We start from the raw sequence: 22,854 nt of genomic DNA, 5'->3' as shown, positions 1-22,854 counted from the left end.
GGGATTTCTTCGCCGGCCGCCGGGAATGGCACTGCGACCACAGGGAGTATGGCCGGATGCTGCGACTGCTCATCGGAAACGACTGGAGCGAGGAGCTGGAGGAGCCGGCCGGAACCGGCTGGGCCGTGCAGCGCCTGCTGTGGTTCGCCCGCGACGGCGACGTCCTCGTCCTGCCCGTCCCGCCCGAGGACGAGTTCGTCTCCTACGTCACCTCCCTGACGGGCACCCGCCGCGAGTCCCTGCACGTGGTCGTCCCGCCGCCCGGCCGCACCGGAACCGGCGCCCTCACCGCGGACCGGCTCACCGACCCCGACTTCATCGCCGAGCTGCGTAAGAGGACCGCCGGCCGGCCCGTCGACGAGGTCTTCGCCCTGTGGCCCGACGCCGCCGTCGCTGCCGCCGTCGATGCCCTGGGCTGCCCCGGAGCCCTCGAAGGGCACGCCTTCCTCACGCAGAGCGGCGGCCTCCTCGGCAGCAGCAAGGCCGTCTTCCGGGCCCTGGCCGCCGGCGTGGGCGCCCCCCTCCCGGACGGCGCGGTCTGCGCCGACCCACGGCGTGCGGAGGAGCACATCGTCCGCCTGCTGGACGGCGGCAGCCCCGTCATCCTCAAGCAGGACTTCGGCTCGGGCAGCGACGGCAACGAGATCCTCGGCCGCACCAGCGACGTGAACCTGCGCGGCGCACGCGGCGTGCGGGCGCTCCCCGACCGTGCGGCGGTCTCCGCGTACCTCGCCGAACGATGGGACTGGCTGACCGTCGCAGGCCGCGACCGGGTCGTCGTCGAGCGCTACCACCCCGGCAGCCGCGCCTACTTCGCCGAGTACTGGATCTCCGACGCGGGCATCCGGCTCGGCGGACACGGCGAGATGCAGTACCGCCCCCTCCCCAACGCCCAGGTGATGCCCGCCCCGGACCTGACCGCGCACCAGCTCGACGTGCTGCTGGACGGCGGACGCCGCATCTCGGAGGGGCTGCGCGCGGTCGGCTACCGCGGCATCCTCAGCGCGGACGCCGTCGTCACCCCGGAGGGGGACGTCCTCTTCACCGAGTACAACGGCCGCGCCACCGGCTCCACCCACATCTACGAGATCGTCGGCAAGCGGGTCGTCGGACCGGGCTTCGGCACCGACCGCATCCTGCTGGAGCGGGTGTGGCCCCGCCACTGGGAGGTGCCCTCCTTCACCGACGCCCTCACCCGGCTCCGCCAGTCCGGCCACGCCTACGACCCGGCCACCCGCCGGGGCGCGATCATCCTGGCCGCCTACCACCCGGGCCGCAAGGGCGTCATGCTCTGCTTCGCGGACGACACCGTCGAGGCGGCCCTCCACTGCGAGGAACAGGTCGGCCGGCTCTTCACCACCGCCGCCTGACCCCGCCCGGCCGGCTGACTCGCGGCCCGGGGATGCCAGCACTCGCTGAGTACGGCAACGGTGCTTGCTGTGAGCTGGTGGCCAGGTCAGGGGCTCGGTCCGCGTCGTTTGTAGTGGCTGGTGCGGGCCGACTGTCGTTGTCTTCGGCGCCACGTCGACCGGTGCAGGAGGTGCTCGAAGGGGGCGGGCTGGCGCTCGGTGAGGCGGTGATCAGCCGTCATATTTCCGCGAGGAAGCACTCCTAGATGGGCCCACCCTGCTGCACGCGACGCGGATGAGCTCGTCGAGTCATGGGTGCTCGCGGACACCCATGCGGCCGCAGGGTCGTCCTCCCGGTCCCATGGCTGAGCACGTTCCTCGGTACGGCCACACCCGGCACACGCCTCGCCGGGGCAGCCGCGCGTCGCGGTGACGGGCGGTCACAGCAGCCTCTGAGGTGTGAGCTGCGCCTGCTTTGAGCTGGGTCGCGTGCGTCAGCTGCGTCCATGGTCCCTGGTCGGCGGTGGTGGTGGTGGTGGGGGGGGCGGGGGGCGGTCACTGTTCTTGGTGGGTGAAGACGCGGTCGAAGCGCAGGGCGGCCAGGTCGTGGCGCTGGATGGCCCAGACGATGGTGGCGGATTCGATGGAGTCGAGGTCCTCGTCCTGACAGGTCCAGGTCGCCAGGTGCACCCAGTCCTCACCCTCCTCGGTTTCCAGCAGCTCATCCAGTTCCGTGGCGATTGAGTTGCCGCCGAGCTGGATGGGCCCGCTCACGTCCAGGAGTTGCGGGTCGGTCGCCCGTTGCCAGACTTCGCCGAGCTGGAGGGCGAGGTATTCCTGCTCTTTGTCGTGCTCTTCGCCCCACTGTTCGCGGGCGAAGTCGTACGAGTCGGGTGCGGAGAGGCCGGACCCGACGATGCTGAGGGCCCGCTGTCGGTACGGGCTCTGAGCCGGCGAGGGCCCCGTGGAGGAACATGGCCTGGTCGGCGTACCGGCTGGGGTGTAGCGCACGGCGTCGGAAGTGATGCCTTCGCCGTTGCCGTCCGACTCGACCCAGGCGAAGAACAGCAACTGGCCGTCCGGGGGCAGCGGAAGACCGGTTGCGCCCGCCGGCAGCAGAGCGCAGTCGATGGAGAAGACGAAAGGGGTGTCGGGGACCGGCGCGCCCAACGGCAGGGAGGGATCACCGCCTATTTGGCCTACGCAACACGGCCCGTTGCACTCTGTGAGATGAATGGCGGGGCGGACGCCGCGCAGGAAGGCCTCGACGGTCTGCGGGGAAAGATTCCTGGCGGCGGACTGCGAACGGAAGAGCTCCGCGGCGACAGCGAGGTTTTTCTCGAACATGCATGCACCCTAAGAGGTCTTGACGAAGGCGCGCGACGGGGCGGTGGGGTGATCAGGCAGATGGCGAGGCCGAGGAAGGATTCGTGGATGTCGTCACGTCGTTCCCAGCGGATGCGTAGCCGGCGGAAGCCGTGGAGCCAAGCGATTGTTCGCTCGATGACGCAGCGGGAGTCGCCCGGGCCAGATTCGTGTGGCTCGCCCCGTTTCGTGATCACGGGGCGGATCCCTCGCTGCCGGAGCAGGCGGCGGTACTTGTCGTGGTTGCAGCCGCGGTCGGCCAACAGCGCGTCGGGGCGCCGGCGGGGTCTGCCGACCCGGCCCGCGACGGCAGGGATCTTGTCGAGCAGCGGCTCCAGTTGTGCGACGTCGTTGCGGTTTCCCCCAGTCAGTGACACCGCGAGCAGAATGCCGTGTCCGTCGACGAGGAGGTGGTGGAGGAGGTGATGTTTGCTGCCCGGCCGTGCGCGGTCGACCGGGCTGGGCCCGCTTTTGGGCCCCGCCGGGCAGCCCGCACGTGCGAGCAGTCGATCACCGCCCCTTCCCAGTCCGGCTGATTCCTCGACCGCAACTCGTTCAGCAGCAGCTGATGAAGCCGGTCCCGGACGCCGGCCTCATTCCAGGCCGCAAGGCGCCGACAGCAGGTCATGCCCGACCCGAAGCCGAGTTTCCTGGGGCAGGTACTCCCACGCGATGCCGGTGTGCAGGACGAAGAGGATCTGCAAAGGGCTTTCTCGGCATCGCGGCTGTTCTTGGCCCTGTCTCGTGCCGGGGTGTCCGGTCTACCTGGATCCGGCTCCGCGCCGTCGGCGCGCAGATGCAGGACAGCGATGTACCGGAGCATGTCGCCGCCCGACCTGAACGCCGCACCGGCTCCCGCGTCCTCGCGGAGCCGCCACGGCGTGATCGCAGGGGTGCAGTGCATCGGTTCGACCGGCATGCGCCACACAGCGATCCACTCCTGCATCAAGCCGTCCTCGCGACTTCCGCCCGGGGCGAGACGACAGGCCCGCCCGCGGCGAGGCGCTCTTTCCCGGCCAGGCGACCTGACCACCCTTACGTGGGCCCCGGCCCGGACGCCCCGACCGGACGCGCGGGGTTCACACGGTGGTCGACTCCTTCGCCCCATCCGTGTCGTCGCACACCCTTGTCCGCCGAAGCCCGCAGCAGCAGCCTGACCCGGAGAAGTCCCACGCGGCACCGCGACCCGCCCCACGACCTGAGGCGCGCGCCCCCGCTGCGTCCCTCCATGACATCCACCCGCCCGGAAAGGAACCACCCATGTCTCATCCCTTACGCTCACGGACCAGGATGGCAACGGTACTGACCGCGCTCTGCCTGCTGTTCGGCACCTTGCTGACGGCGTCACCGGTACACGCTTCCACCCGGCAGGCCGGCGGTCCACTGGACGTCACCTGCACTCCTCCCAGCAGCGCGGTCTCCAGCTACAGCCCGCCACTGAGCAACGCACCGCAGACCTCCCAGTCCACGGTCTCCTACCAACTGGGGCCCTGCGTTTCGCTGTCGCGGCCGGACGTCACGTCCGGGTCGTCCGTGGTCGTCAACCCGCCGCGGCAACGTACCTGCCTCGACCTGCTGGCCGGCGGAAGCATGACGCTGGTCATCACCTGGAACACCGGACAGACCAGCACCGTATCCGCGAACTTCAACACCACCGTGGTGGGCGCGCTGCTGCAGGTGATCATCACCGGCACCGTCACGTCCGGGCTGTTCCAGGGCGACGCCGTGGTGCTGAACCAGACCGGTCCCGCGACCCAGGTTCTGCAGTGCACCTTGGGCCTGGGCACGGTCTCCAGCATCTACAGTACGGTGCTCCTGGAGATCACTTCGCTCTGACGCCGCGGTCTGCATGCGCGACCCGGGCCGGCCCCGCCGCACGCGTCGGCTCGGGTCCGCGTTCGGCAGACCCACAGCCGCCCGCCACCGCCCGTCCTCGTCATCGCGGACGTCGACACGCTGGCCGGGACCCGGGACGGCCGTGTGGCTGCGGCCGCGTCAAGTACCATCCCCGGCCACGGGGGGGCACGGGCAACGGGGTGTGTGTGCGACGACGGACGGACAAGAGACCGGCCCCCCCGCTATCGTCTTCGTGGCTCCGCAATGGGGCCTCCGGCCTTCGGGTCCGGCATGATTTCCCCCCTCCTGTGGTCAATGATCCGAGGGGCACCGGGTCCGGAGGCATCGACGGACCGCTGGTTGAGGGGCTGCAGCGCCGGCTTCACCCAAGGCCCCCGGCCCAGGCAGTGTTGGCCAAGGTCCGGGCTCCGCGCGTCGGTTCGGGACGGCCCCGCACGAAGCCCGACAGTCGCGCGACCGACAAGGGACACAGCAACGGCCCGTGCCGCGAGTACCTGCGGCGCCGAAGCATCCGGCACACGATCCCGGAGAAGACCGATAGCCGGGCTGCCCGCCTGCGCCAAGGCCGACGCGGCGTACGGCCACCCGGCTTCGACGAAGAGCGGTACAAAAAGCCCAACACCGTCGAACGAGCGATCAACAGGCTGAAGCAGTCCCGGGCCGTGGCCACCCGCTATGACAAGCGCGGCTACGTCTTCCTCGGCACCGCAACCACCGCGGCTCTACTCATCTGGCTTCGGGGCTGAGTTCCGACCTCACAAGGCGATCGGCCGGTACGCCAGGGCCTGACCGACTACCTCATCAGCCGAAAGCTCCCGCTCCGGCGGCCAGAAGATCAAGTCGCTGACATAGCCGGACGGACATGCCAGGGCTCTGTCGAGCCTGTCCAACCAGCCGTCCACCTCGTCGCCAGAGGCGTAGTCCGCTTCCATGATCCGCTGCACGAGCGCGACCGTCTCCGCGCGAGTCATCTCCACAGCACCCATCACGCCCCTCCGCCGACTCACCCTAACGGGACGCGTGACCGCCCTGACAGCTCCTAGGAGTCGCTTCTGCTCTTCCTTGGAGAACTCGGCGAAAAAATCCCGAAGACATCCAGGAGTTACAGATCCGGGGGCTCATCGCGGCTTTTCGGGTAGCCGTGCAGCCGTCGTGCGAGTGCTTCCAACTCCGCGGGCTCGGGAACGACTGCGACAGCTGCGTGTTCCCTTCCTCGACCAGCACGTGATCGTCGCCTTGCTGTTGGCAGCTCCCTGTTCACCGCGCCGACGGCGGCCTCACGAAACGGCCGGTGCGTGAGCACCACCCGGCTCGCGCGGGGTGGCGCCGAGCCTCGTAGGATCGGCGCCATGGTGGCCTTTGTACCGTCGTTCGTCTGCTTCTTCCTGTTCTGTGCTGGTGCGGTACGAGACCGCCGCCGAGTGAGCAACGCGGTCCTGCTGGGCCTGTCCGCCGTCTTCGCGGTGCTCGCGCTCTTGCAGCATGTGGCCTCCGAGCGGCCCCAGTTGGGCCGGGATCTGGCCGTCGTGCTGCTGACCCTGGCGGGCGTAGGGGTCGTCACGCTGGCCTGGTTCCTCATCGCCAACGGGATCACCATGGTCCGCAAGGAGGGCAGGAGCCTGGCGAACCTGCTGTCCCTGGGGGCGGGCATCGCTCTGGTCGCCCTGCTCGCGCTGCTGATCACCGCGCTGGTGCTGCACACGCACACGCTCGTGGTCGTCGCGGCGACGGCGGTGGCGCTCGCCGGGTATGTCGCCTTCCTGTTCCTCTGCTTCCTCATCTACGGAGGCCTGTACGGACGTCTGCGCCTCCGGCGCCGGGCTGACTACGTAGTTGTCCTCGGCTCGGGCCTGACCGGCGGCACCACCGTGCCCCCGCTGCTGGCCGGCCGTCTCGACCGGGCCCGGAAGGAACACGCCAGGCTCTCCCGGAAGGGCCGGCGCCCCGTCCTGATCACCTCGGGAGGACAGGGGCCCGACGAGAAGCTGCCCGAGTCCCACGCGATGGCCGACTACCTGGTCACCCGCGGCTTCCCCGCCGACCTGATCGAACGCGAGGACCGCTCGACGACCACGGACGAGAACCTGACGTTCAGCAAAGCCCTGATGGAACGGGCGAATCCGGACTACCGGTGCGTGATCGTCACGAACAACTACCACGTCTTCCGCGCCGCGATCACGGCCCGCCGCACAGGCGTCCGGGGCCACGTGATCGGTGCCCCTACAGCCGCCTACTTCTGGCCGAGCGCGATGATCCGCGAGTTCGTGGCCCTTTTGGTCGCCTACCGCCGGACCAACGCCGCACTCTTCCTGCTCGTCCTGCTGAGCGGCCTGTTCATCTGGTGGCTGGGATGGCCGTCGCCGGGCGCCGTCACGTAGAAGTCAAGGCTTCTCAGCGGCGCAACCGCCGAGCCACCTTCGGTCATTGGAAGCGTGGAGCGTGACGTGAACGGGTGCCATGATCGTGCCTTGGCGAATGAGGTGGGGGGGAGTGGAGCGCTGCACAGCCGATCAGCTTCGGGTGATGGCGTTCGAGGAGCAGGTGCGGGCCCGTCCGGCCTTGTACTTCGGTGTCGAGCGGGACAGTGCGGAGCTGCCGACGGAGGTGCTTCAGCGGGTGGTGTGGGACGCGATGCACCACCGTGACGGCACACATGGGCAGATCAGCGTCGAGATCACATCCGACCTCAGCTTCACGGCGGAGGACGAGCGATCGCACAGCGCCGACGAGCGGGGAAGGCCCCTGCCTGGGTTCTATGGATCGCTGCTCGACAAGGACCGGTGGGCTCCTGCAGCAGCCGCCGCGCTCAGCGCTCGCACGGTCATTGAGGTCTGGCTGGACAGTCAGGGACACCGCCAGGAGCTGGCCGGGGCGGTTCCCGCCGGTCCCTGGGAGGAGTGCCCCGCGCCCAGGCCGCACGGAACGAGGACCACGTTCCACCTCGACCCCTCGTACGTCGGTCCGAGCGAGGCCATCGCCTGGGCACTGCGACCGGAGGAACTGTACGAAGAGGGATGCGAGGCGCACCCCTCACCTGCGACGTTCCCGATTCACGATCTACGCCCAGGGGCGGACGTTTCAGCGGGCGAGTAGGACCCGTTTCCGTAGCAGGTCGGAGCCGGCGCGGCTGTACATCTGGCGCTTGAGCATCTTGATCCGGTTGACGTGTCCGTTCACGGCCTGCCGGTGTCCGCGCGGGCCATGGGCATGGTGCAACTGGTCGTCAACGAGATGGTCACCAATGCCCGCAAGTACGCGCCCGGTCCCTGCCTGCTGACCCTGGAAGTCATCGAAGGTGCCGTCGAGGTGAGCGTGTGGGACAGCAGCCCGGCCCTGCCTGCGGTCGGGGGGCCCCGGCCGTGTCGGGCAGCACGGTCTGGAAATCGTCATGAGACCAGCCCGGCCGCAAGACGCTTGCCTGGCGTGGCGGCGGCCAGGGTGCCACGGCAGTGCGGGGGCCGTCCGGAAGCGCCCTGCGGGCTCTCCCGGACGCGACGCGCGCCTCCGCTGCGCTCCCTCGCGCTGTGATCCTGCACTGCGCGCCGGGCGCACCACCGGAGCCGGCGCCCTGCACCCCGACGACGCGTGCGTCGCAGCCCTGGTCCTGGACGGCGAACAGGCGCTGGCCCCCGCCCTGGTGTGGGACGACCGGCACGGCGGGCGCACCGCTCGGCCACCTGGCCGGGAGCGACGGTGAGGACGCCTCCGAGGCGGGCCGACCTGCGCGGAGGCGGTGGCAGCGATCGTGATGGAGGGGCCGAGAGACGACGTGGATGTCGGTGTCGAGCCGGGTCAGTGTCTGCACCCGCAGGATTTCGCTCAGCCGGTGCACCTCGGCCCCGTGGTAGGGCAGGGCACCCTTCAGCTCGAGCGGCGGGGCCCGGCCTGACCCCGGTGGGCCTCGGTGTCGCCGTTGACCGTGCGCAAGGTCAGGCGGTGCCGGGTCTCCGCCGGGCCGGCGGCCGGGACGTCCGTGCTGGAGCGGCCGTTGACCGTGCTCGCCCGGGTCGCGTACGGCGGGGCGTCCGCCGGCAGCGTCACCCGCACGGAGCCGTTGCGGGTGACGCCGTCGAGCGTCTCGGGCGGGGTCACGCACAGCAGGTCGACGTCGCCGTTGACGGTCTCGGCGCCCACGGCGCGGGCGCTCAGGCCCGTCGCGCGCACGGAGCCGTTGCGCGTCACCAGGCGCTGGAGCGCCCCCTTCGCGCCTGAATCCTGCACTGTTACGTCACCGTTGACGGTGCTCAGGCTCAACCCGCCCCGAACATCGCTCACATCGATCCCCGCGTTGCGGGCCCGCACAGTGAGCACGACCCCGGCAGGCACCCGGACCAACGGCATGCCGACGCAGTTCGCCCGCGCCTGGCCGTCACCCTCGTCGCAGGGCAGGTCCAGGGTGTGGGAGGACCCGTCGCCGTCCCAGCGGGCGAGAGTCGCGTCGTCCACTGTCACGCTGTCGCCGTCCGTGCCGACCACCCGCACTCCGCCCTGGGTGGTGATGACCAGCCGGTCGCCGTCCGCGATCCCCGCCTTCTGCAGCCCCGCACCGAAGTCGCCGGTCCGGGTCCCGGGCAGCGGCCGGTCGACGCCGTGGTGGTCGCACGCGGCCAGGGCCAGCAGCGGGATCAGCGCGCACCCGACCCGGGCCGCGCGGCCGGGCCTGATCCATGAGGAGGTCATGGCCTGCGTATGCCCCCGGCGGAGGGCTTCACCGGCCCGCCGGTATCTGATCCGATTGCCCTTGCCGTGCGCATGGTGCGTCCGACGAGGGTGGGTGGCACCGGCCCACAGCTCAAGAGCAGGTCCTGGTCGAGGTCTTCCGGCGCTTCGACCGACCGCACAACCAACGCTCAGACGCTCCTTGAGGCGATCGGCAACCCACGCCGCGAAGCTCACGACGCCTGCAAGCAGGCCGAATACGACCGCGACTGCTATCGGCGACGCAACGAGGTCGAGCGGACCATCAACCGGCTGAAGAACTCCCGCGCGGTCGCGACGCGTTACGACAAGAGGGCCTACGTCTTCCCACGGCACCGTCACCGCCGCAGCGATCCGACTCTGGCTCCGTCAGTGATCCGCCGGACAGAACCTAGTGATCTGAGTCAGAGATTCGTTGGCAGTAGGCGGCGACTCTGTCGAGGATCTCGTCGGCGGTCCTCGTCCACACGAACGGTCTGGGGTGCTCGTTCCCATCGGCGAGCCAAGCCCGGATGCCCCGTTCCAGCTCCTGGACGGAGCGGTGGACGCCGCGCTTGAGCTTCTTCTGGGTCAGCTCGGCGAACCACCGCTCGACCAGGTTCAGCCAGGACGTGCTGGTCGGGGTGAAGTGCAGGTGGAACCGCGGGTGGGCCAGCAGCCACTTCTCGATGTCGGGTGTCTTGTGGGTCGCGTAGTTGTCGAGGATCAGGTGGACCTGGAGGCCGACCTCTATTTCCTTGTCGAGTTTGGTGAGGAACTTCTTGAACTCAGCGGCCCGGTGGCGGCGAGCGAGCCGATGACCTTGCCGGTCACTACTTCCAGGGCGGCGAACAGGGTGGTGGTGCCGACGCGGACGTAATCGTGACTGCGGCGTTCGGGAACGCCGGGCATCATCGGCAGCACCGGCTGGGAGCGGTCGAGAGCCTGGATCTGCGACTTCTCGTCCACACAGAGGACCAGGGCCATCTCCGGCGGGTCGAGGTAGAGACCGACGACGTCGCGGGCGTTGCCGATGAACAGCGAATGGGCGGACAGCTGGAACGTCTGCGAGCGGTGCGGAGCCAGGGCGAACGCCTTGACCCGGCGGCGGGTTGCCTCGACGAACAAGGCCACCTCTCGTGGAACACGCCCCTGATTTCCATACTGCTCCTGGAAATGCCTTCGTGCCAAGCAAGCCATGGCACGTTTGACATGGTTCGCGCACGGGACGAACCTGGAATCAGGTGCGCCGGACCAACCCAGCGGAAATTTGCACTTCAACCAGAGTTGAGTTCATCTCCGTGAGGCGACCACCGTCGCATTCGGCTATGTCCGCACATCGTCAACGACGAGTACGGCCCCGTCCGAGAGGAGGCTGGTATGCGCGGGCACGTGCGCACCGTCACCGGGGACGAGCCGATCTTCATGATCAAGGTCAGCGTTCACCGCCCCGACCTCACCCTCATCGACCGCGCCTACACCGACGAAGAAGGCGCCTACAGCGTCGACGTACCCGCCGGTGAGCCGGTCACCGTACGTTTCGACACACATCACTCGCTCACCAACGCAGACGAATGGCAGCCCTCGCTGGCCGCGAATCTGGTCTCCGACGACACCGTCCCGCTCGACCGCCGCCTGGTCCCGGTGGGCCACTTCGCGGACACCGCGCGCGGCATCGACATCATCGCCGCCTTCCTCGTGGCTTCGGCCGTGGAAGAACCTGAGTACGCTCCCCACGCCGTTATCCGGCTGTCCCAGCTCAAGCAGAACAACCTGTTCCTCCAGCACATCCAGCAGGCCCTCCTCCAGCACTTCACGGAGCAGGGCAACGCCTGACGGTGCCGCACCCGACCCGGCCGGTGGCCATCGTGTCGCATCCCCCATCGCGCCCGATCCACGGCACCTTCGTTCAACAGTGCCGGACAGATCCTCGCAACTTCGTGCAGCGCGGATCACCGCAGCCTTGTCGAGAGTGCCCGCGAGGGAACGTGAGCACTGCTGAGGAGTCACCATGCCCATGCTGCTCATCAAAGGCTTCTACGACATCAAGGGGTCCCAGCCGGACGGGGACACGGTTCCGTTCACGGCCGCCGACCCGACCGAATGGAGCCTCGTCGGTGGAGGCGGCGGCCGTGCCGTCGAGCACAGCGCGGTGGGGCGCGCGAAGCTGCGCCTGGACGCGGTCGATGCGCTCGAGACCCATTACGGCCCGTCCCGTGACCACCAGCCTCTTCAGTTCGCCCACGCCGCGCGTGACGAACTGCTGAAGTCGCTCAGATTCGTCGACGTCCAGCGGCAACCGGACGAGACCGTGACCGCAACCACCCCGGAGACGGTTCCCGGCTTCGTCCTCACACGCGGTGCCGACGTCCACGGCCGCTGCATCGCCCTGGCCGGCGCCGGTACTGCGCCTGGCTCCAGCGGTCTGGAGACAGACGTGGACGTCGCCGTGCTGCGGACGACGCTCAATCACCATCTGCTCGCCGAGGGGCTGGCCTACCCGACGTTCTACCGGAGTCTGTTCACCAGTCTTCGCGTGGAAATGGCTGCTGTCGCCGCGCAGGCACGCGAGGCCCGCCGAGGCCTGTGGGCCAGCGATGTGACCTCCACCGGAGCGAAGATCACGGGGATGGCCTCACTGACCGACGACGTGGTGATCCTCCCCAAGTTGTTCCGCCGCACCGTCGACTACCTGCGCTTGGCCATGCCGCTGTCGTGCTACCCCGCCTTCTTGGCCGGTGCCCGGGACCGGTACTCCGTCTTGTCCACGGGTGAGCGCCACGCCGGCCTGCACCACGTCGTCGAGGTGACGAACGGCCACACGGTGAGGATGACGCACCAGCCCGAGGACCTGGTCTTCGAGGACGCCTGACGCTTCATCCCCCTTCGCGCGCCGCTTCGGATCGCCACCCGGAAGATCACCGGCCCCTGCCGTCTGCCGCTCGCCTCGGCCAACACGTACGAACCCCACGAGGGCGCGTGGCACTGCATGTTCACCGAGTGCGACGGCGACGTGCTGATCCCCACCGTTCGGGACCTGGTCAACCTGGACATCGACACCGCCGTCCAGGCCGGCCGCGGCATCGACCCGACCACGTCTCCTCGGACAACGCGACCGCTCTCCTGGCCGACTTGGTTGCTGCGGCTTGTGAGGGTGTCGGGGTGGTCGGGACCGAGGATGCGGCTTTCAGCGGCGTGGATGTGCTGGTCCAGCTGGTGTGCCTCGGTTGAGGCGCCGGCGTTGTGCAGGGCCCTGTCGAGCGTGTCCAGAGTGTCGCGTGCGGTGGGGAGGCCGGTGTCCGGCGCGCGGTCGAGGAGGGGTGCGAGGCGAGCATGCGGGCGGTGGGCCAGCCGGCCCGGCCCGCAGCGACGGTGTCCTGGACGGCCTGGGTGAGGCGGGTGTCCAGGGCGAGGTGGTAGGCGGTGCGTTCGGCGTCGGTCAGGGTGAGGGCGACGACCTCGCGGACCAGCGGGTGCAGCACGACTGGCCCGGGCGCCGTTTGGCGTACGGTTCCGGCTGGTTGATCGGTGAGGGTGTTGAGGAGTCCGTACTGGTGGAGGCCGACGAGGGCGCTGTCGGTCTCGGCGGTGGTGACGTGCTGTCCGGTGGCTTCGCTGAGGAGGCCGGGGGTGATGAGGGTGCGGGGGATGGGGGCTGGTTCGAGGAGGGCGAGGAGCTGTAACAGAGGGCGGGCGAGGGTGTAGCCGTCGTGGTGGAGCTGGTCGAGGGAGAGGTCGAGAGGTGTGACGGACGACGGTGCGGGCGATGTCCGGGTCCCCGGCCTGAGGGTGGGCGGCGCCGAGCAGGTCGCTGAACTCGGTGACGAGGGCGTGCTGGTAATCGGTGAAGGTGGGGTGGCGGCTGGTGGGGGAGGCGAGGTAGAGGCGGCGGCGTCCAGGGCGAGAGGCAGGTCACCCAGCCGGGCACCGAGCGCGGCCGCCTCCTGCGCGGTGCCGGCGTGCGGAGCCGTGTCGATGAGCATGGCGCTGGCCGCGGCGGGCGTGAAGGGCTTCAGGTGCAGCTGGCGGACGTCCGGTCCCCAGGTGGCCGGAGACGTGTCGCGACCGGTGACCAGTACAAGCTCACCGCCGTCGGGGCGTAGCCGCCCTCGGTAGGCGGCGAGCGGCTCAGTGCCCGTGCCGACAGCGCGGGGGGTGTCGACGTTGTCGACGACGAGCAGCCAGCCGCGCACCGCAGCCAGGTGGGCACGGACCGCGTCCACCAAGGCGGTACGGCCGGCGTGTGCGTCCTGCAGCAAGGGCTCGGCCATTCCCAAAGCCTGGGCGATGGCGGTGAGGTACTGGGCAAGGCGACTGGGGTCGTCACGCCAGTGCACCCAGAACACAGCCCGCCCTGCCGCTCCGGCGTCCCGGGCCGTCCTCGCTCTGTCGTCGTTCGCGGGAGCGGGGGAGCGCAGCAGGAACAGCGACAGCAGCAGGCTGAACGCCCCGGCCGTCCCGCCGATGACGCCACCGCGCCAGCACCCAGCGCCGGCGACCCCGGCCCGATATGCCCCGCATTCCCGCACCCCCGACCAGGCACCGGCCTGTTTCGTTCCGTGCATCCCGTCGGGTGCAGGACGGCGTGTCGCATCCGCGGTGATCGGTACCCAGCCGTGACACCCACCTTCGCGAGCCCGCAGTCGATGGTGGAGGTCGCCTGTGACGCTGGCCGGTGGCGCCACTGAGTACGCACGCACCGCATCCGCCCCGACCTGCCCGCGCGGGTTGTGCACCCAGTCTGTCGAGCGAGGAAGCGGCACGGGACAGCGGCACGGCACCCGTACCCCGCCATTGTCGGCTCGTTCCCTGTTCACCGCGCCGGGCGTTGTGGTAGTCGCCTTGCCTGAGCACCTTGTGTCGATTGTGCAGGGGCACGAAGGGGACTTCGGCGAGGAGCAGACCGGACCCACGCCTGTCCGCTCGGACAGATGCGCGCGTGGTGCGGCAGATGGCGGTTGCCGCTCTCGCGTCGGAGCGCGGGAGCGGAGCTCCCGGCCCGTCATGCCGAGCACAGGAGAGCCGTTCCGAAGGAGCGGCGAGGAGCGGCGGAGAGTTCGCGCAGGTGCGGACCGGCTGCCGGACACACCGCACGGACCGACTGGAGAGTTGGCGTCAAAAAAGGTACCCGGAGCACAACCATTCCTTCCTGAGCGCGGTCACACCAGACAGGAGCAAACAGCTCCTACGACTACAAGGGGGAAATATGCGCATCATGCGTTCCGCCCTGTCCGCCACCGCCGTGGGGGCCCTGGCCCTGGGTACCGCGACGGCGCTCGCCGCACCCGCGTCCGCCGCTCCCAACACCACGCCCGGAAAGGTCTGCGGCAGCGGCTACAAGACCGTCAACTCGGCCGCCGTCGGCTCACGCGGCACCGTCTACCTCACCTACAACTCCGTCACCGGGAAGAACTGCGTCGCGACCATCCGCAGCACCCCGGGCACCGCCACGGACATGTCCGCGTGGATCTACGTACCGGACACCGAGGCGTACGACGAGGACTACGGGAAGTACACCTCGTACGCCGGCCCCACCTACGTCTACGGCAAGGCTCACTGCGTGGACTGGGGCGGCAGCATCGGCAACGTCAGCGTGCAGATCACCGGCTCCAACTGCGCCGCCCGCGTCGAGCACCGGATCACCACGACCCGGTGATCCACCGCTCGTGACGGCCGCCGGGCCGGGTGTCCGGCGGTGACCACCACCAGCGGCCTGCCCTGTCACCGGACGCGGCAGGCCGCCCGCCGCTGTCACCTTGTCCCTGCCCTGGACGGAACAAAGACACTTTGCAGGCGGGCCACGGAGCGTCAGCCGTCACCGACCCACGACAGTCCTTGACGAGCCGTCAAAGTGTCTGCTGTGCGGCATTGTTGCTCAAACCGACACGATCACGTGGAACCGAGCGGTGGTTACAGGACCTGGACATGTGCAGGGTCGTTTGAAGATCGAACCGGTCCTAGGTTCTGTCGTCAAATGCCACGCCCACATCAAGAGTGCCGCGAGGGCGACGGCGGCTTTGTAGGACTCGGCGGTCTTGTCGTACCGCGTGGCGATGCCACGCCACTGGTTCAGATGGTTGAAGCACCGTTCCACGACGTTGCGGCGCTTGTAGGTCTCGCGGTCGAAGGCCGGCGGGCGGCCTCCGCGGCTGCCGCGCCGGGCCCGGTTGCGGACCTGGTCCGCTCGCTCGGGAATCGTGTGTGCGACGCCCTTGCGGCGGAGCCAGGCGCGGATCGCCTTCGAGCTGTAGCCCTCGTCGCCCAGGACGTGATCGGGCCGGAGCCGGGGGGCCGCCCCGGTCCGTTCCGGGGCACCCGGATCTCTTCCATCACGGCGGTGAACCGGGTGCAGTCGTTGGTGTTGCCGCCCGTCACGACGAAAGCGAGCGGACGGCCCCGCCCGTCGCAGGCCAGATGGATCTTGCTGGTCAACCCGCCTCTGGACCGGCCGAGCGCCGGGTCGCGGAGCCCCCTTTTCGAGCCCCGGCCGGGTGCTGGTGGGCCCGGACGACGGTGGAGTCGACCGACACCAGCCACTCGACGTCGCCCGCCGCGTCCGCCTTCGCCTGGGCGGCCCGCAGCATCCGGTCGAACGTCCCGTCCGCCGCCCACCTGTGAAAACCCGTGTGCAGCGTCGCCCGCGGACCATAGCGCTCGGGCACGTCCCGCCAGGCGACACCCGTGCGGAACTTCCCTACGATCCCGTTCAGGACCCTGCGATCGTCCAGCGGCTTGCGTCCCCGCAACGACTCGGGCAGCAGCGGCCGGACGAACTCCCACTCGGCATCCGACAGTTCATGGCGACGTAACACGACACCATGATCCACCAGCAGTGATCATTTGAAGACACTGCCTGGCACCGAAGCACCGGGTGCGGCGGCTTCACCCTGAGGGACCGCCCCCACACCCCACGTCGTGCGCCAAGGATGGGGGCGGTCCGGAACCAGCGGCGCCGCCATCCACGTAGCCGGGTGACGGCGCCGAGTTCCTGGGGTGACTCGTCAGCTCAGCCCCGGACCTGGAAGCTCGTGAACGTGTCCGGGAACGCCTGCCCGGGGGTGACGATGAAGAACGCCCCCTCGCACTGAGGCTTGGTGGTCGATACGAACACCGCCACGTACGCGTTGGTCTGGTTGCGCAGGTTGCGGGAGCCCTGGTTGACCCGCAGACAGGCGCCCGGAGGCAGGTCGGTCATCGCCATGGGCCGGCGCGCGTATCCGTCCTCCCAGGCGACGGTACCGGTCGAGGCTTGGGCCGGGGCCGCGGCGACGCCGACCGCCAAGCAGGCAGCGCCGGCGGTAGCGGCCAGCGCGGTCCTGATCCTCGAAACTCGGCTCACGGTGCACTCCTTGTGTCGGCCGTACAGGAAGACCCGTACGGTCATGAGACGGCCCGCCAGACAACTGGCCGGTGACCATCACAGCAGCCTGAAGCAGCCCGACCTGGCCCAACACCCGATGCAATCACTCATACGAGTCGCCTCCTGATCCGGAGTGGACGATCACCGACCGGCCAGGTCATCCCTCCTCGTCACCGCCCTGGGGCCGCTCCAGCTCGGGGTGTGGGACACCTCATCGACCGGCCGGGTGCCCACTGAGGGACGGCTGAGCCGGCCTCGTGCGCCTACGCGCGGAGCGGATGACGAGGGCTGTGGTAGTCGCGGTTCTGAGGAAGGTGTAGCCGCGCTGTGTGGGATCCTCCCGTCCGTGGCTACGGAGACTGAGGTGGGAGAGCTGCTGTACCAGCGTGGCTGGCGGACCGCATTCACCGTCGCAGAAAGAGTGAACGCGTGGGCCGTCCTGGTGGGCGTCATTGAGCGCGGCTACGACGACGACATCTACGAGTACACCAATGATCTCTACTGCAGGAGCTGGCTGCACGAGGCTTGGCTCCTGCTGGACGAACACATCGTCCAGCTCTGGACCCCGCCGATCAAAGCTCTGGACGACCGGTACAAGGCGGCGACTGTCGACGACGACGGGCAGGCGCTCGAGCAGTTCCACAGGTTGCCCGGCCCCGACCTGTGGTGGTGGCGACGTCACCCTCGCATCCTCACCGGAAACCTTGGACGTTCGCTTCGCTCGGTCGGTGCCATCGGCCTCGCCCCTGACACAGCATGACCCTCAGCCTCACGGAGTCGTGGGACAGCTCTTTGGGGATTGCCTCAAAAGGTTCACCGAGTCGTACCGCGCGGGGGCCATGGCGCGAGGAAGGAAAGAACGAGCTTAATGCGGATATGGCGTCTGTCTGCTCTGGCTCTGGCCGCCAAGCTCGTCAACGAGCTCGTCGAGGCCGCCGACGAGAAGCAGCTGTCCAAGACGATCGCCCGCTACGGGCGCGTCGATCTTCTCTGCATTGATGAGCTGGGCTATCTCGAGCTCGACCGGCGGGGCGCCGAGATGCTGTTCCAGGTTCTGACCGAGAGGGAGGAGAAGAACAGCGTGGCCATCGCTTCGAACGAATCGTTCGGAGGCTGGACGAAGACGTTCACGGACCCGCGGCTCTGCGCGGCCATCGTCGACCGGCTCACTTTCAACGGCACCGTCATCGAGACCGGCACTGCGTCCTACCGCCTCGCCCAGACCAAGGGCAAGCAACAGGCGAAGAAGTAGCCCTCACAGATGACCGGTCGCCCTCTGGATGTGGATCACGGCTTCCGGCGACCTTGGCGATCGAGGTAGTCGACCAGTTTCGCTTCGCTGTGGCGCAGTCGAACAGACTCGTCCTCAGGCAGAGAGCCCAGCGCGTCGACGAGGACGCGTGTTCGGGGAACGTGGACCATCGCACTGGAGTAGATCCGGCACCCGGAGCACCATGCCAAGCCGACACACCGCTCGAACATCGAGGACTCAGGCGGATGGAGACGGAACTGGTAGGAGCGGACGGCGGTCCCGCAGGCAGTGCAGCTTCGGCAATCACCGTCCTCGACCGTGTCCCAGGTCGCCACCTTGACCCAGTGCCACCGCCTTGCCGGTGCTCTTCAAGTCGTCATGCGCAGCATTTTCGCTCATGGCCCATCAGCCCACCTCAATAGCCCCACGACTACCATGGCTGGCCCTGCTGAGACCGGAACCCGGAGCCAGTTCAGACCGGAACAAAGGCCGCTTCAACCACCGACGTGGGGCCGGCCCAGACCGAAAATCTGGGGCCATTTCACGCCGTTAACGCCACCCGTTGATGACTTGGTGATGGTTGCGTGACCTGTTGCGTCGGTTGTTGTTCTTCGGTAGCAGTGGCTCCTAGACCGCCCACTGGTTGTCGGTGAGGTCTCTCCTGCTGGGTATGGCCAGAACAATGCGCAATTGATCGCAGAGACGCGACCTAGGTGGTGGGTGTGGTGGGTGTGGTGGTGTGGGTGGTGGTGAAGACGGTGGTGTTGTTTTGGGTGCCGGTGATGGTGTGGGTGGTGGGGTGGGGGGTGTGGGGGTGGGTGGTGGGGTGGGGGGTGATGTGGATGTGGAGGGGGGTGTGGTATTCGGCGTAGTGGTGGAAGGTGGTGTTGAGGGTGGTGCTGTACGGGGCCCCGCCGCCGTTGTTCCCGTTGCCGTTGCCGTTGCCGTTGCCGTTGCCGTTCCCGTTGCCGTTGCCGTTGCCGTTGCCGTTGCCGTTGCCGTTGCCGTTCCTGTTTTCGTTGCTGTTGCCGGCGGTGTTGTTCCCGTTCCCGTTCCCGTCGTTCCCGGGGTTGCCGCTGCTGTTGTGGTTGCTGTGGTTGTGGTGGTGGGTGGTGGTGTGGTGGGTGTGGGCTTGGTGGGCGGCTTCGAGGAGGAGGATGCCGGGGTAGTGGTCGGTGGTGTGTTCGAAGAGGATGGGGTGGTGGGGGTCGGGGGTGAGGAGGTAGGTGTGGGGGTGGGGGGTGGTGGTGAGGACGGTGTCGGTGGGGTGGTTGCGGCCGGTGTGGGTGGGGGGGATGAGGTGGGGGTTGGTGGGTCGGGTGGTGGGGGGTGGTGGGGTGTGGGGGCGGAGGCGGTTGTAGGTGCGGGGGGTGATGCAGGTGAAGCGGCCGCTTCCGGTGGCGGTGAGGTGGTGGTTGTGGTGGATGTTGATGTGCATGGTGAATTCGGTGAGGCGTTTGCCTTTGTGGGTGGTGTGGGGGGTGGTGGCGTCGAGGGTGAGTTCGGTGGGGTGTTGGTGGGGGTGGGTGGTGGTGTGGGGGGTGGGGTGGGGGTGGGTGGTGATGTTGAGTTCCCAGAGGAGGAAGTGGTGGTCGAGGGGGACGTTGAATTGGGTGTGGGCGAGGTAGAGGCCGGCTTGGCGGATGGTTTCTGCGGCTTGGAGGGGGTCGTGGTGGGTGGGGTGGGTGGTGAAGAAGGTGTGGGTGCGGGGCCATTGGGCGGTGAGGTGGAAGTGGTTGTCGGTGAGGCGCCTGCCTGAGGTGAGGAAGACTTCGGCGTGGCTGGCGCGGTGGACGTATTGGCGGGGGACGGTGGTGGTGAGGGGGGGTGGGGTGGTGGGGGTGGGGGTCATGAGGGTGAGGGCTGCGGCGGTGAGGGCCGGGGTGGCGGTGGTGTCGGTGGTCGGGGTGTCCGGGGCGGGGGCGTGGGGGGCTGCTGGCGGGGTGTCGGGGGTGTGGGGGGTGGTGGCCGGGGTGGTGGGGGCTTGTCTCTGGCGGGGGAGGGTGGGCTGGTTGTGGTGGGTTGTCAGGGGTGTCATGTCTCTTGCCTCTCCACGTGGTTGTGCTGGTGGGTGATGGGCTCAAGAGTTCGGCGGAGCCATAAGATACAGACTCACCGGTTTTCTTTTCAAGGCGCTTCGGGGGCTTTCGCGGGGTGTGTTGTGCGGGGGTGGGCGGGGGCGTGAAACGGGGGGATCTCTTCCGCCGGCGGGTGGCCTGGCGGGGGTGGGGGCGGGGGTGCCGGGATGGGGGTGGTCGGGGGTTCGGGGCCCGGTATCAAGCGGTGGGCGGGGTTCCGGGGGCGGGGTGGGGGGCGGGTGGTGCGGGTGGTCGTCTTCCGCTTGTGCGGGGTGGGGGCGGGTGGGCGGGGGTGGCTGGTTGTGGGTGGGTGAAGCGGTGGGCGGGCTTCCGGGAGCGGGTGTGGGGGCGGGGGTCTGCGGGGTGGATTCTGGCCTTTTTCCGCCGTTGATTAAACCGGGGGAGCGGTTTTATTTTTGGGGGGTCGTTGACGGGGACCCCCTCTTCTTCTGTGGCTGCTTCGGTGCAAGGGGGGTCGTGGCGCAGGGGGAGTGACCATGGACACGCACACGCACACGCACACGGGCACGGGCACGCACACGGGCACGGACGCGGGCACGGACGCGGACACGCACACGGACGCGGGCGTGATGCGGGACCCGCAGGACTCGCAGGACTCACACCCGCTGGGCTCACAGGGCCCGCGGGGCTTGGAGGGGCTGCGGGATGCGCAGGTCCGGGACGCTGGCGGGCGGAGCGGGGGCCGGGCCGGGCAGGGGGCGCACGGGTGGGGCGGGCCGTTTGAGGGGCGGGGCGCGGGCGTGTCCGGTGCGGGCGGGCGGGATGTGCAGTGCCTGCCGGCCGGTGCGGTGCCCGCCGGGGGTGCGTCGGTGCAGACGGTGCGGTGTGACGTGAGTGTTGCGGCGGGTGCGGTGCCGGCTGCGGGGGTTGTGGCCGGTGCGGGGCCTGCCGGGGGTGCAGCGGTGCAGGCCGTGCAGGCGGGCCCGGGTGTGGCTGCGGGCGGGGGTGTGCCGGTGCGGGCGGTGCAGGCGGGTGTGGATCTTCTGGCGGGTGCGGGTGCGGGTGCGGGTGCGGGTGCGGGTGCGGGTGCGGGTGGGGGTGCGGGTGCGGGTGGTCCGGTGGCGGTCGTGCCGGGTGCGGTGGCGGGGCGGGTGCTGGTGGAGGTTGTGCGGGGTGAGGGCCGGCTGGATGCGCCGGGTGTGAGCGAGCATGTCGCGGATGCGGATGCGGATGCGCCGGGTGTGGGTGTGGGTGTGGAGGCTGCGCCGGGCGCGGGCGCGGGCGCGGGCGTGAGCGCGTCGGGTGCGGGTGCGTCGGGTGTGGATGAGGGTGTGTCGGGTGCGGGTGCGGGTGCGGGTGCGGGTGCGGGTGCGGGTGTGTCGGGTGTGGGTGCGGGTGTGTCGGGTGTGGGTGTGGGTGTGTCGGGTGGGGTGGGTGTGTTGGGGGGTGGTGGGTGTCCGTTCAGGTTTGATGCGTTGGGTGGGGATGTGCAGGGGGAGGCGGCGCGGTTGCGGGAGCGGGGGGTGGTGACGGCTGGGGAGTTGCCGGGGGGTGTGGGTGCGTGGGTGGTGACGGGGCAGCGGGAGATCCGGCAGTTGCTGACGGATGAGCGGGTGTCGAAGGATGCGTACCGGCATTGGCCGGCGTTTCGTCAGGGGCGGGTGGCGCGGTCGTGGCCGTTGGCGATCTGGGTGTCGGTGCGGAACATGGTGACCGCTTACGGGGACGATCACACGCGGTTGCGCAGGCTGGTGGCGTCGGCGTTCACGGCGCGGCGGGTGGAGTTGCTGCGGGGGCGGGTGGAGGAGATCTGTGCGGAGCTGCTGGAGGAGCTGGCGGGCCGGGCGGGGCAGGGGGCGGTGGATGTGCGGCGGCAGTTCGCGTGTGTGCTGCCGATGCGGGTGCTGACCGAGCTGTTCGGTATTCCGGTCGTCTACCGGGAGCGGCTGCGGCGGATCATTCTGGGGTTCTTCGACACGTCGGTGTCGCTGGCCGGTGCGCAGTCCAATGCCGCGGACTTGTATCAGATGATGGATGATCTGGTGGCGTGCAAGCGGCGGGTGCCGGGGGACGATCTGACCAGTGCGCTGATCGCGGTGCGTGACGAGGACGGTTCGCGGCTCAGTGAGCGGGAGCTGGTGGACAATCTGATCCTGCTCTACACGGCCGGTTATGAGACGACGGTCAATCTCCTGGACAACACGATCGCGCTGCTGCTGGGCCACCGTGACCAGCTGGAGCTGGTGCGTTCGGGTGCGGCGGGGTTCGACGACGCGGTGGAGGAGGCGCTGCGGCTGGAGGCGCCGGGCGCGAACGGGATCCTGCGCTATGCGGTCGCCGATCTCGAGGTGGGGGGAGTCGCGGTGGCGGCGGGTGATCCGCTGGTGATCTCGTTCGCGGGGGCGGGGCGTGATCCCGAGGTGCACGGCCCGGACGCGGACCGCTACGACGTCATGCGCGCCACGCGCCGGGCTCATCTGTCGTTCGGGCACGGGACGCACTACTGCATCGGTGCTCCGCTGGCCCGGATGGAGGCGCAGATCGCGCTGAGCGGGCTGTTCGCCCGGTTCCCGCAGCTGCGGCTGGCGGTGGACTACGACGAGCTGCGCCCGCTGCAGTCGTTCATCTCCAACGGTCACCGTGAGCTGCCGGTGCTGCTGGGTCCTGCGGCCGACGCCGGGAGGGACGCGCGGCAGGGGCGGGCGGGGCAGCGGCCGGCGGGGCAGCGGCCGGCGGGGCAGCGGCCGGCGGCGCCCTGTGCCGGGGCGGCGACCCCTGACGGGGAAGGAAGCTGAGGGGCGGGGCAGGGCCGCAGGCAGGACGTCCTCCGCGGCCGGCCCTGCCCCTCAGGCTTTCCGGCTTCCCTTCCCCCCTGCGGCCTTCGAGGCCTTCGGGTCGGCCGGCCTTCGGGGCCGAGGCTTTCGGTTCCGGGGGGCTGGGGTTTTCGGTCTTCGC

17 protein-coding genes and 6 pseudogenes are annotated in these 22,854 nt (G+C 69.4%); 13 read left to right on the top strand and 10 right to left on the bottom strand.

Translation table 11 applies throughout. The annotated features are described in order from the left end of the window. Positions 1 to 56: 56 nt before the first annotated feature. On the top strand, positions 57 to 1,370 hold the full coding sequence (locus AC07FV_RS15460) for a preATP grasp domain-containing protein (protein ID WP_479087583.1): 1,314 nt from the start codon (positions 57 to 59) through the stop codon (positions 1,368 to 1,370). A gap of 534 nt (positions 1,371 to 1,904) precedes the next feature. On the opposite strand, the gene AC07FV_RS15455 is transcribed toward AC07FV_RS15460, so the two are convergent. Next, complete coding sequence (locus tag AC07FV_RS15455) at positions 1,905 to 2,696, bottom strand: DUF1963 domain-containing protein (RefSeq protein WP_479087581.1); 792 nt, start codon at positions 2,694 to 2,696, stop codon at positions 1,905 to 1,907. A gap of 29 nt (positions 2,697 to 2,725) precedes the next feature. Next, a pseudogene (locus AC07FV_RS15450) lies at positions 2,726 to 3,469 on the bottom strand (IS5 family transposase); the annotation flags it as partial. A gap of 535 nt (positions 3,470 to 4,004) precedes the next feature. Here AC07FV_RS15450 and AC07FV_RS15445 point away from each other — a divergent pair. Together AC07FV_RS15445 and AC07FV_RS15440 are read left to right on the top strand one after the other, a co-directional pair. Further along, positions 4,005 to 4,550 carry a hypothetical protein gene (locus tag AC07FV_RS15445; RefSeq protein ID WP_479087579.1) on the top strand — a complete coding sequence of 182 codons (546 nt, stop codon included), beginning with the start codon at positions 4,005 to 4,007 and terminating at the stop codon, positions 4,548 to 4,550. A 407-nt stretch (positions 4,551 to 4,957) separates the two neighbouring features. Continuing rightward, positions 4,958 to 5,317, top strand: coding sequence for a hypothetical protein (locus tag AC07FV_RS15440; protein WP_479087577.1), 360 nt, complete (start codon positions 4,958 to 4,960; stop codon positions 5,315 to 5,317). A gap of 9 nt (positions 5,318 to 5,326) precedes the next feature. Here AC07FV_RS15440 and AC07FV_RS15435 read toward each other — a convergent pair whose 3' ends face one another. Beyond that, positions 5,327 to 5,557 (bottom strand): e9imm peptide, encoded by a 231-nt coding sequence (locus tag AC07FV_RS15435; RefSeq protein ID WP_479087575.1) that lies wholly within the window; start codon positions 5,555 to 5,557, stop codon positions 5,327 to 5,329. A 363-nt stretch (positions 5,558 to 5,920) separates the two neighbouring features. Between AC07FV_RS15435 and AC07FV_RS15430 the strand changes: the two genes are divergently transcribed. The 3 genes and pseudogenes from AC07FV_RS15430 to AC07FV_RS15420 form a co-directional block, all read left to right on the top strand. Next, a complete protein-coding gene (locus AC07FV_RS15430) occupies positions 5,921 to 6,949 on the top strand; it encodes a YdcF family protein (protein WP_479087573.1) in 1,029 nt (342 codons plus the stop codon). 145 nt (positions 6,950 to 7,094) lie between these two features. Further along, complete coding sequence (locus AC07FV_RS15425) at positions 7,095 to 7,664, top strand: hypothetical protein (RefSeq protein WP_479087571.1); 570 nt, start codon at positions 7,095 to 7,097, stop codon at positions 7,662 to 7,664. 42 nt (positions 7,665 to 7,706) lie between these two features. Then, a pseudogene (locus AC07FV_RS15420) lies at positions 7,707 to 7,962 on the top strand (ATP-binding protein); the annotation flags it as partial. 470 nt (positions 7,963 to 8,432) lie between these two features. On the opposite strand, the gene AC07FV_RS15415 reads toward AC07FV_RS15420, so the two are convergent. Then, the gene (locus AC07FV_RS15415; protein ID WP_479087570.1) at positions 8,433 to 9,251 is read right to left on the bottom strand and encodes a DUF4097 family beta strand repeat-containing protein; all 819 of its coding nucleotides are present in this window, start codon (positions 9,249 to 9,251) and stop codon (positions 8,433 to 8,435) included. 246 nt (positions 9,252 to 9,497) lie between these two features. Here AC07FV_RS15415 and AC07FV_RS15410 point away from each other — a divergent pair. Continuing rightward, a pseudogene (locus AC07FV_RS15410) lies at positions 9,498 to 9,645 on the top strand (IS5/IS1182 family transposase); the annotation flags it as partial. Between the two features lie 15 nt (positions 9,646 to 9,660). Here AC07FV_RS15410 and AC07FV_RS15405 read toward each other — a convergent pair. Beyond that, positions 9,661 to 10,346 (bottom strand): annotated as a pseudogene (locus tag AC07FV_RS15405) (IS630 family transposase); the annotation flags it as partial. Between the two features lie 282 nt (positions 10,347 to 10,628). On the opposite strand from AC07FV_RS15405, the gene AC07FV_RS15400 reads away from it, so the two are divergent. Continuing rightward, entirely contained in the window at positions 10,629 to 11,084 is a 456-nt protein-coding gene (locus AC07FV_RS15400; protein WP_479087568.1) for a carboxypeptidase regulatory-like domain-containing protein, read from the top strand. Between the two features lie 175 nt (positions 11,085 to 11,259). Then, positions 11,260 to 12,120 carry a thermonuclease family protein gene (locus tag AC07FV_RS15395; RefSeq protein ID WP_479087566.1) on the top strand — a complete coding sequence of 287 codons (861 nt, stop codon included), beginning with the start codon at positions 11,260 to 11,262 and terminating at the stop codon, positions 12,118 to 12,120. 169 nt (positions 12,121 to 12,289) lie between these two features. On the opposite strand, the gene AC07FV_RS15390 is transcribed toward AC07FV_RS15395, so the two are convergent. Then, a complete protein-coding gene (locus AC07FV_RS15390) occupies positions 12,290 to 13,519 on the bottom strand; it encodes a hypothetical protein (protein WP_479087565.1) in 1,230 nt (409 codons plus the stop codon). Positions 13,520 to 14,454: 935 nt separating this feature from the next. On the opposite strand from AC07FV_RS15390, the gene AC07FV_RS15385 reads away from it, so the two are divergent. Next, the gene (locus tag AC07FV_RS15385; protein WP_479087563.1) at positions 14,455 to 14,904 is read left to right on the top strand and encodes a spore-associated protein; all 450 of its coding nucleotides are present in this window, start codon (positions 14,455 to 14,457) and stop codon (positions 14,902 to 14,904) included. Between the two features lie 219 nt (positions 14,905 to 15,123). Here the strand turns inward: AC07FV_RS15385 and AC07FV_RS15380 are convergent. After that, positions 15,124 to 16,060, bottom strand: a pseudogene (locus AC07FV_RS15380) (IS5 family transposase). A 194-nt stretch (positions 16,061 to 16,254) separates the two neighbouring features. Then, positions 16,255 to 16,587, bottom strand: coding sequence for a hypothetical protein (locus AC07FV_RS15375; protein ID WP_479087562.1), 333 nt, complete (start codon positions 16,585 to 16,587; stop codon positions 16,255 to 16,257). A 367-nt stretch (positions 16,588 to 16,954) separates the two neighbouring features. On the opposite strand from AC07FV_RS15375, the gene AC07FV_RS15370 reads away from it, so the two are divergent. Then, the gene (locus AC07FV_RS15370; protein ID WP_479087561.1) at positions 16,955 to 17,368 is read left to right on the top strand and encodes a hypothetical protein; all 414 of its coding nucleotides are present in this window, start codon (positions 16,955 to 16,957) and stop codon (positions 17,366 to 17,368) included. 138 nt (positions 17,369 to 17,506) lie between these two features. Further along, positions 17,507 to 17,860 (top strand): annotated as a pseudogene (locus AC07FV_RS15365) (ATP-binding protein); the annotation flags it as partial. Positions 17,861 to 18,569: 709 nt separating this feature from the next. Here AC07FV_RS15365 and AC07FV_RS15360 read toward each other — a convergent pair. Together AC07FV_RS15360 and AC07FV_RS15355 are read right to left on the bottom strand one after the other, a co-directional pair. Beyond that, complete coding sequence (locus tag AC07FV_RS15360) at positions 18,570 to 19,898, bottom strand: ScbA/BarX family gamma-butyrolactone biosynthesis protein (protein ID WP_479087559.1); 1,329 nt, start codon at positions 19,896 to 19,898, stop codon at positions 18,570 to 18,572. A 672-nt stretch (positions 19,899 to 20,570) separates the two neighbouring features. Next, a complete protein-coding gene (locus AC07FV_RS15355) occupies positions 20,571 to 21,110 on the bottom strand; it encodes a hypothetical protein (protein WP_479087558.1) in 540 nt (179 codons plus the stop codon). A gap of 354 nt (positions 21,111 to 21,464) precedes the next feature. Here AC07FV_RS15355 and AC07FV_RS15350 point away from each other — a divergent pair, with 354 nt between their 5' ends. Further along, a complete protein-coding gene (locus AC07FV_RS15350) occupies positions 21,465 to 22,694 on the top strand; it encodes a cytochrome P450 family protein (protein ID WP_479087556.1) in 1,230 nt (409 codons plus the stop codon). The last annotated feature ends 160 nt before the right edge of the window (positions 22,695 to 22,854 follow it).

The organism is Streptomyces sp. NPDC045956 (genome assembly GCF_056430705.1).
The sequence above is the reverse complement of the archived record's forward strand: the minus strand, read 5'-3'. Positions and strand labels throughout refer to the sequence as shown.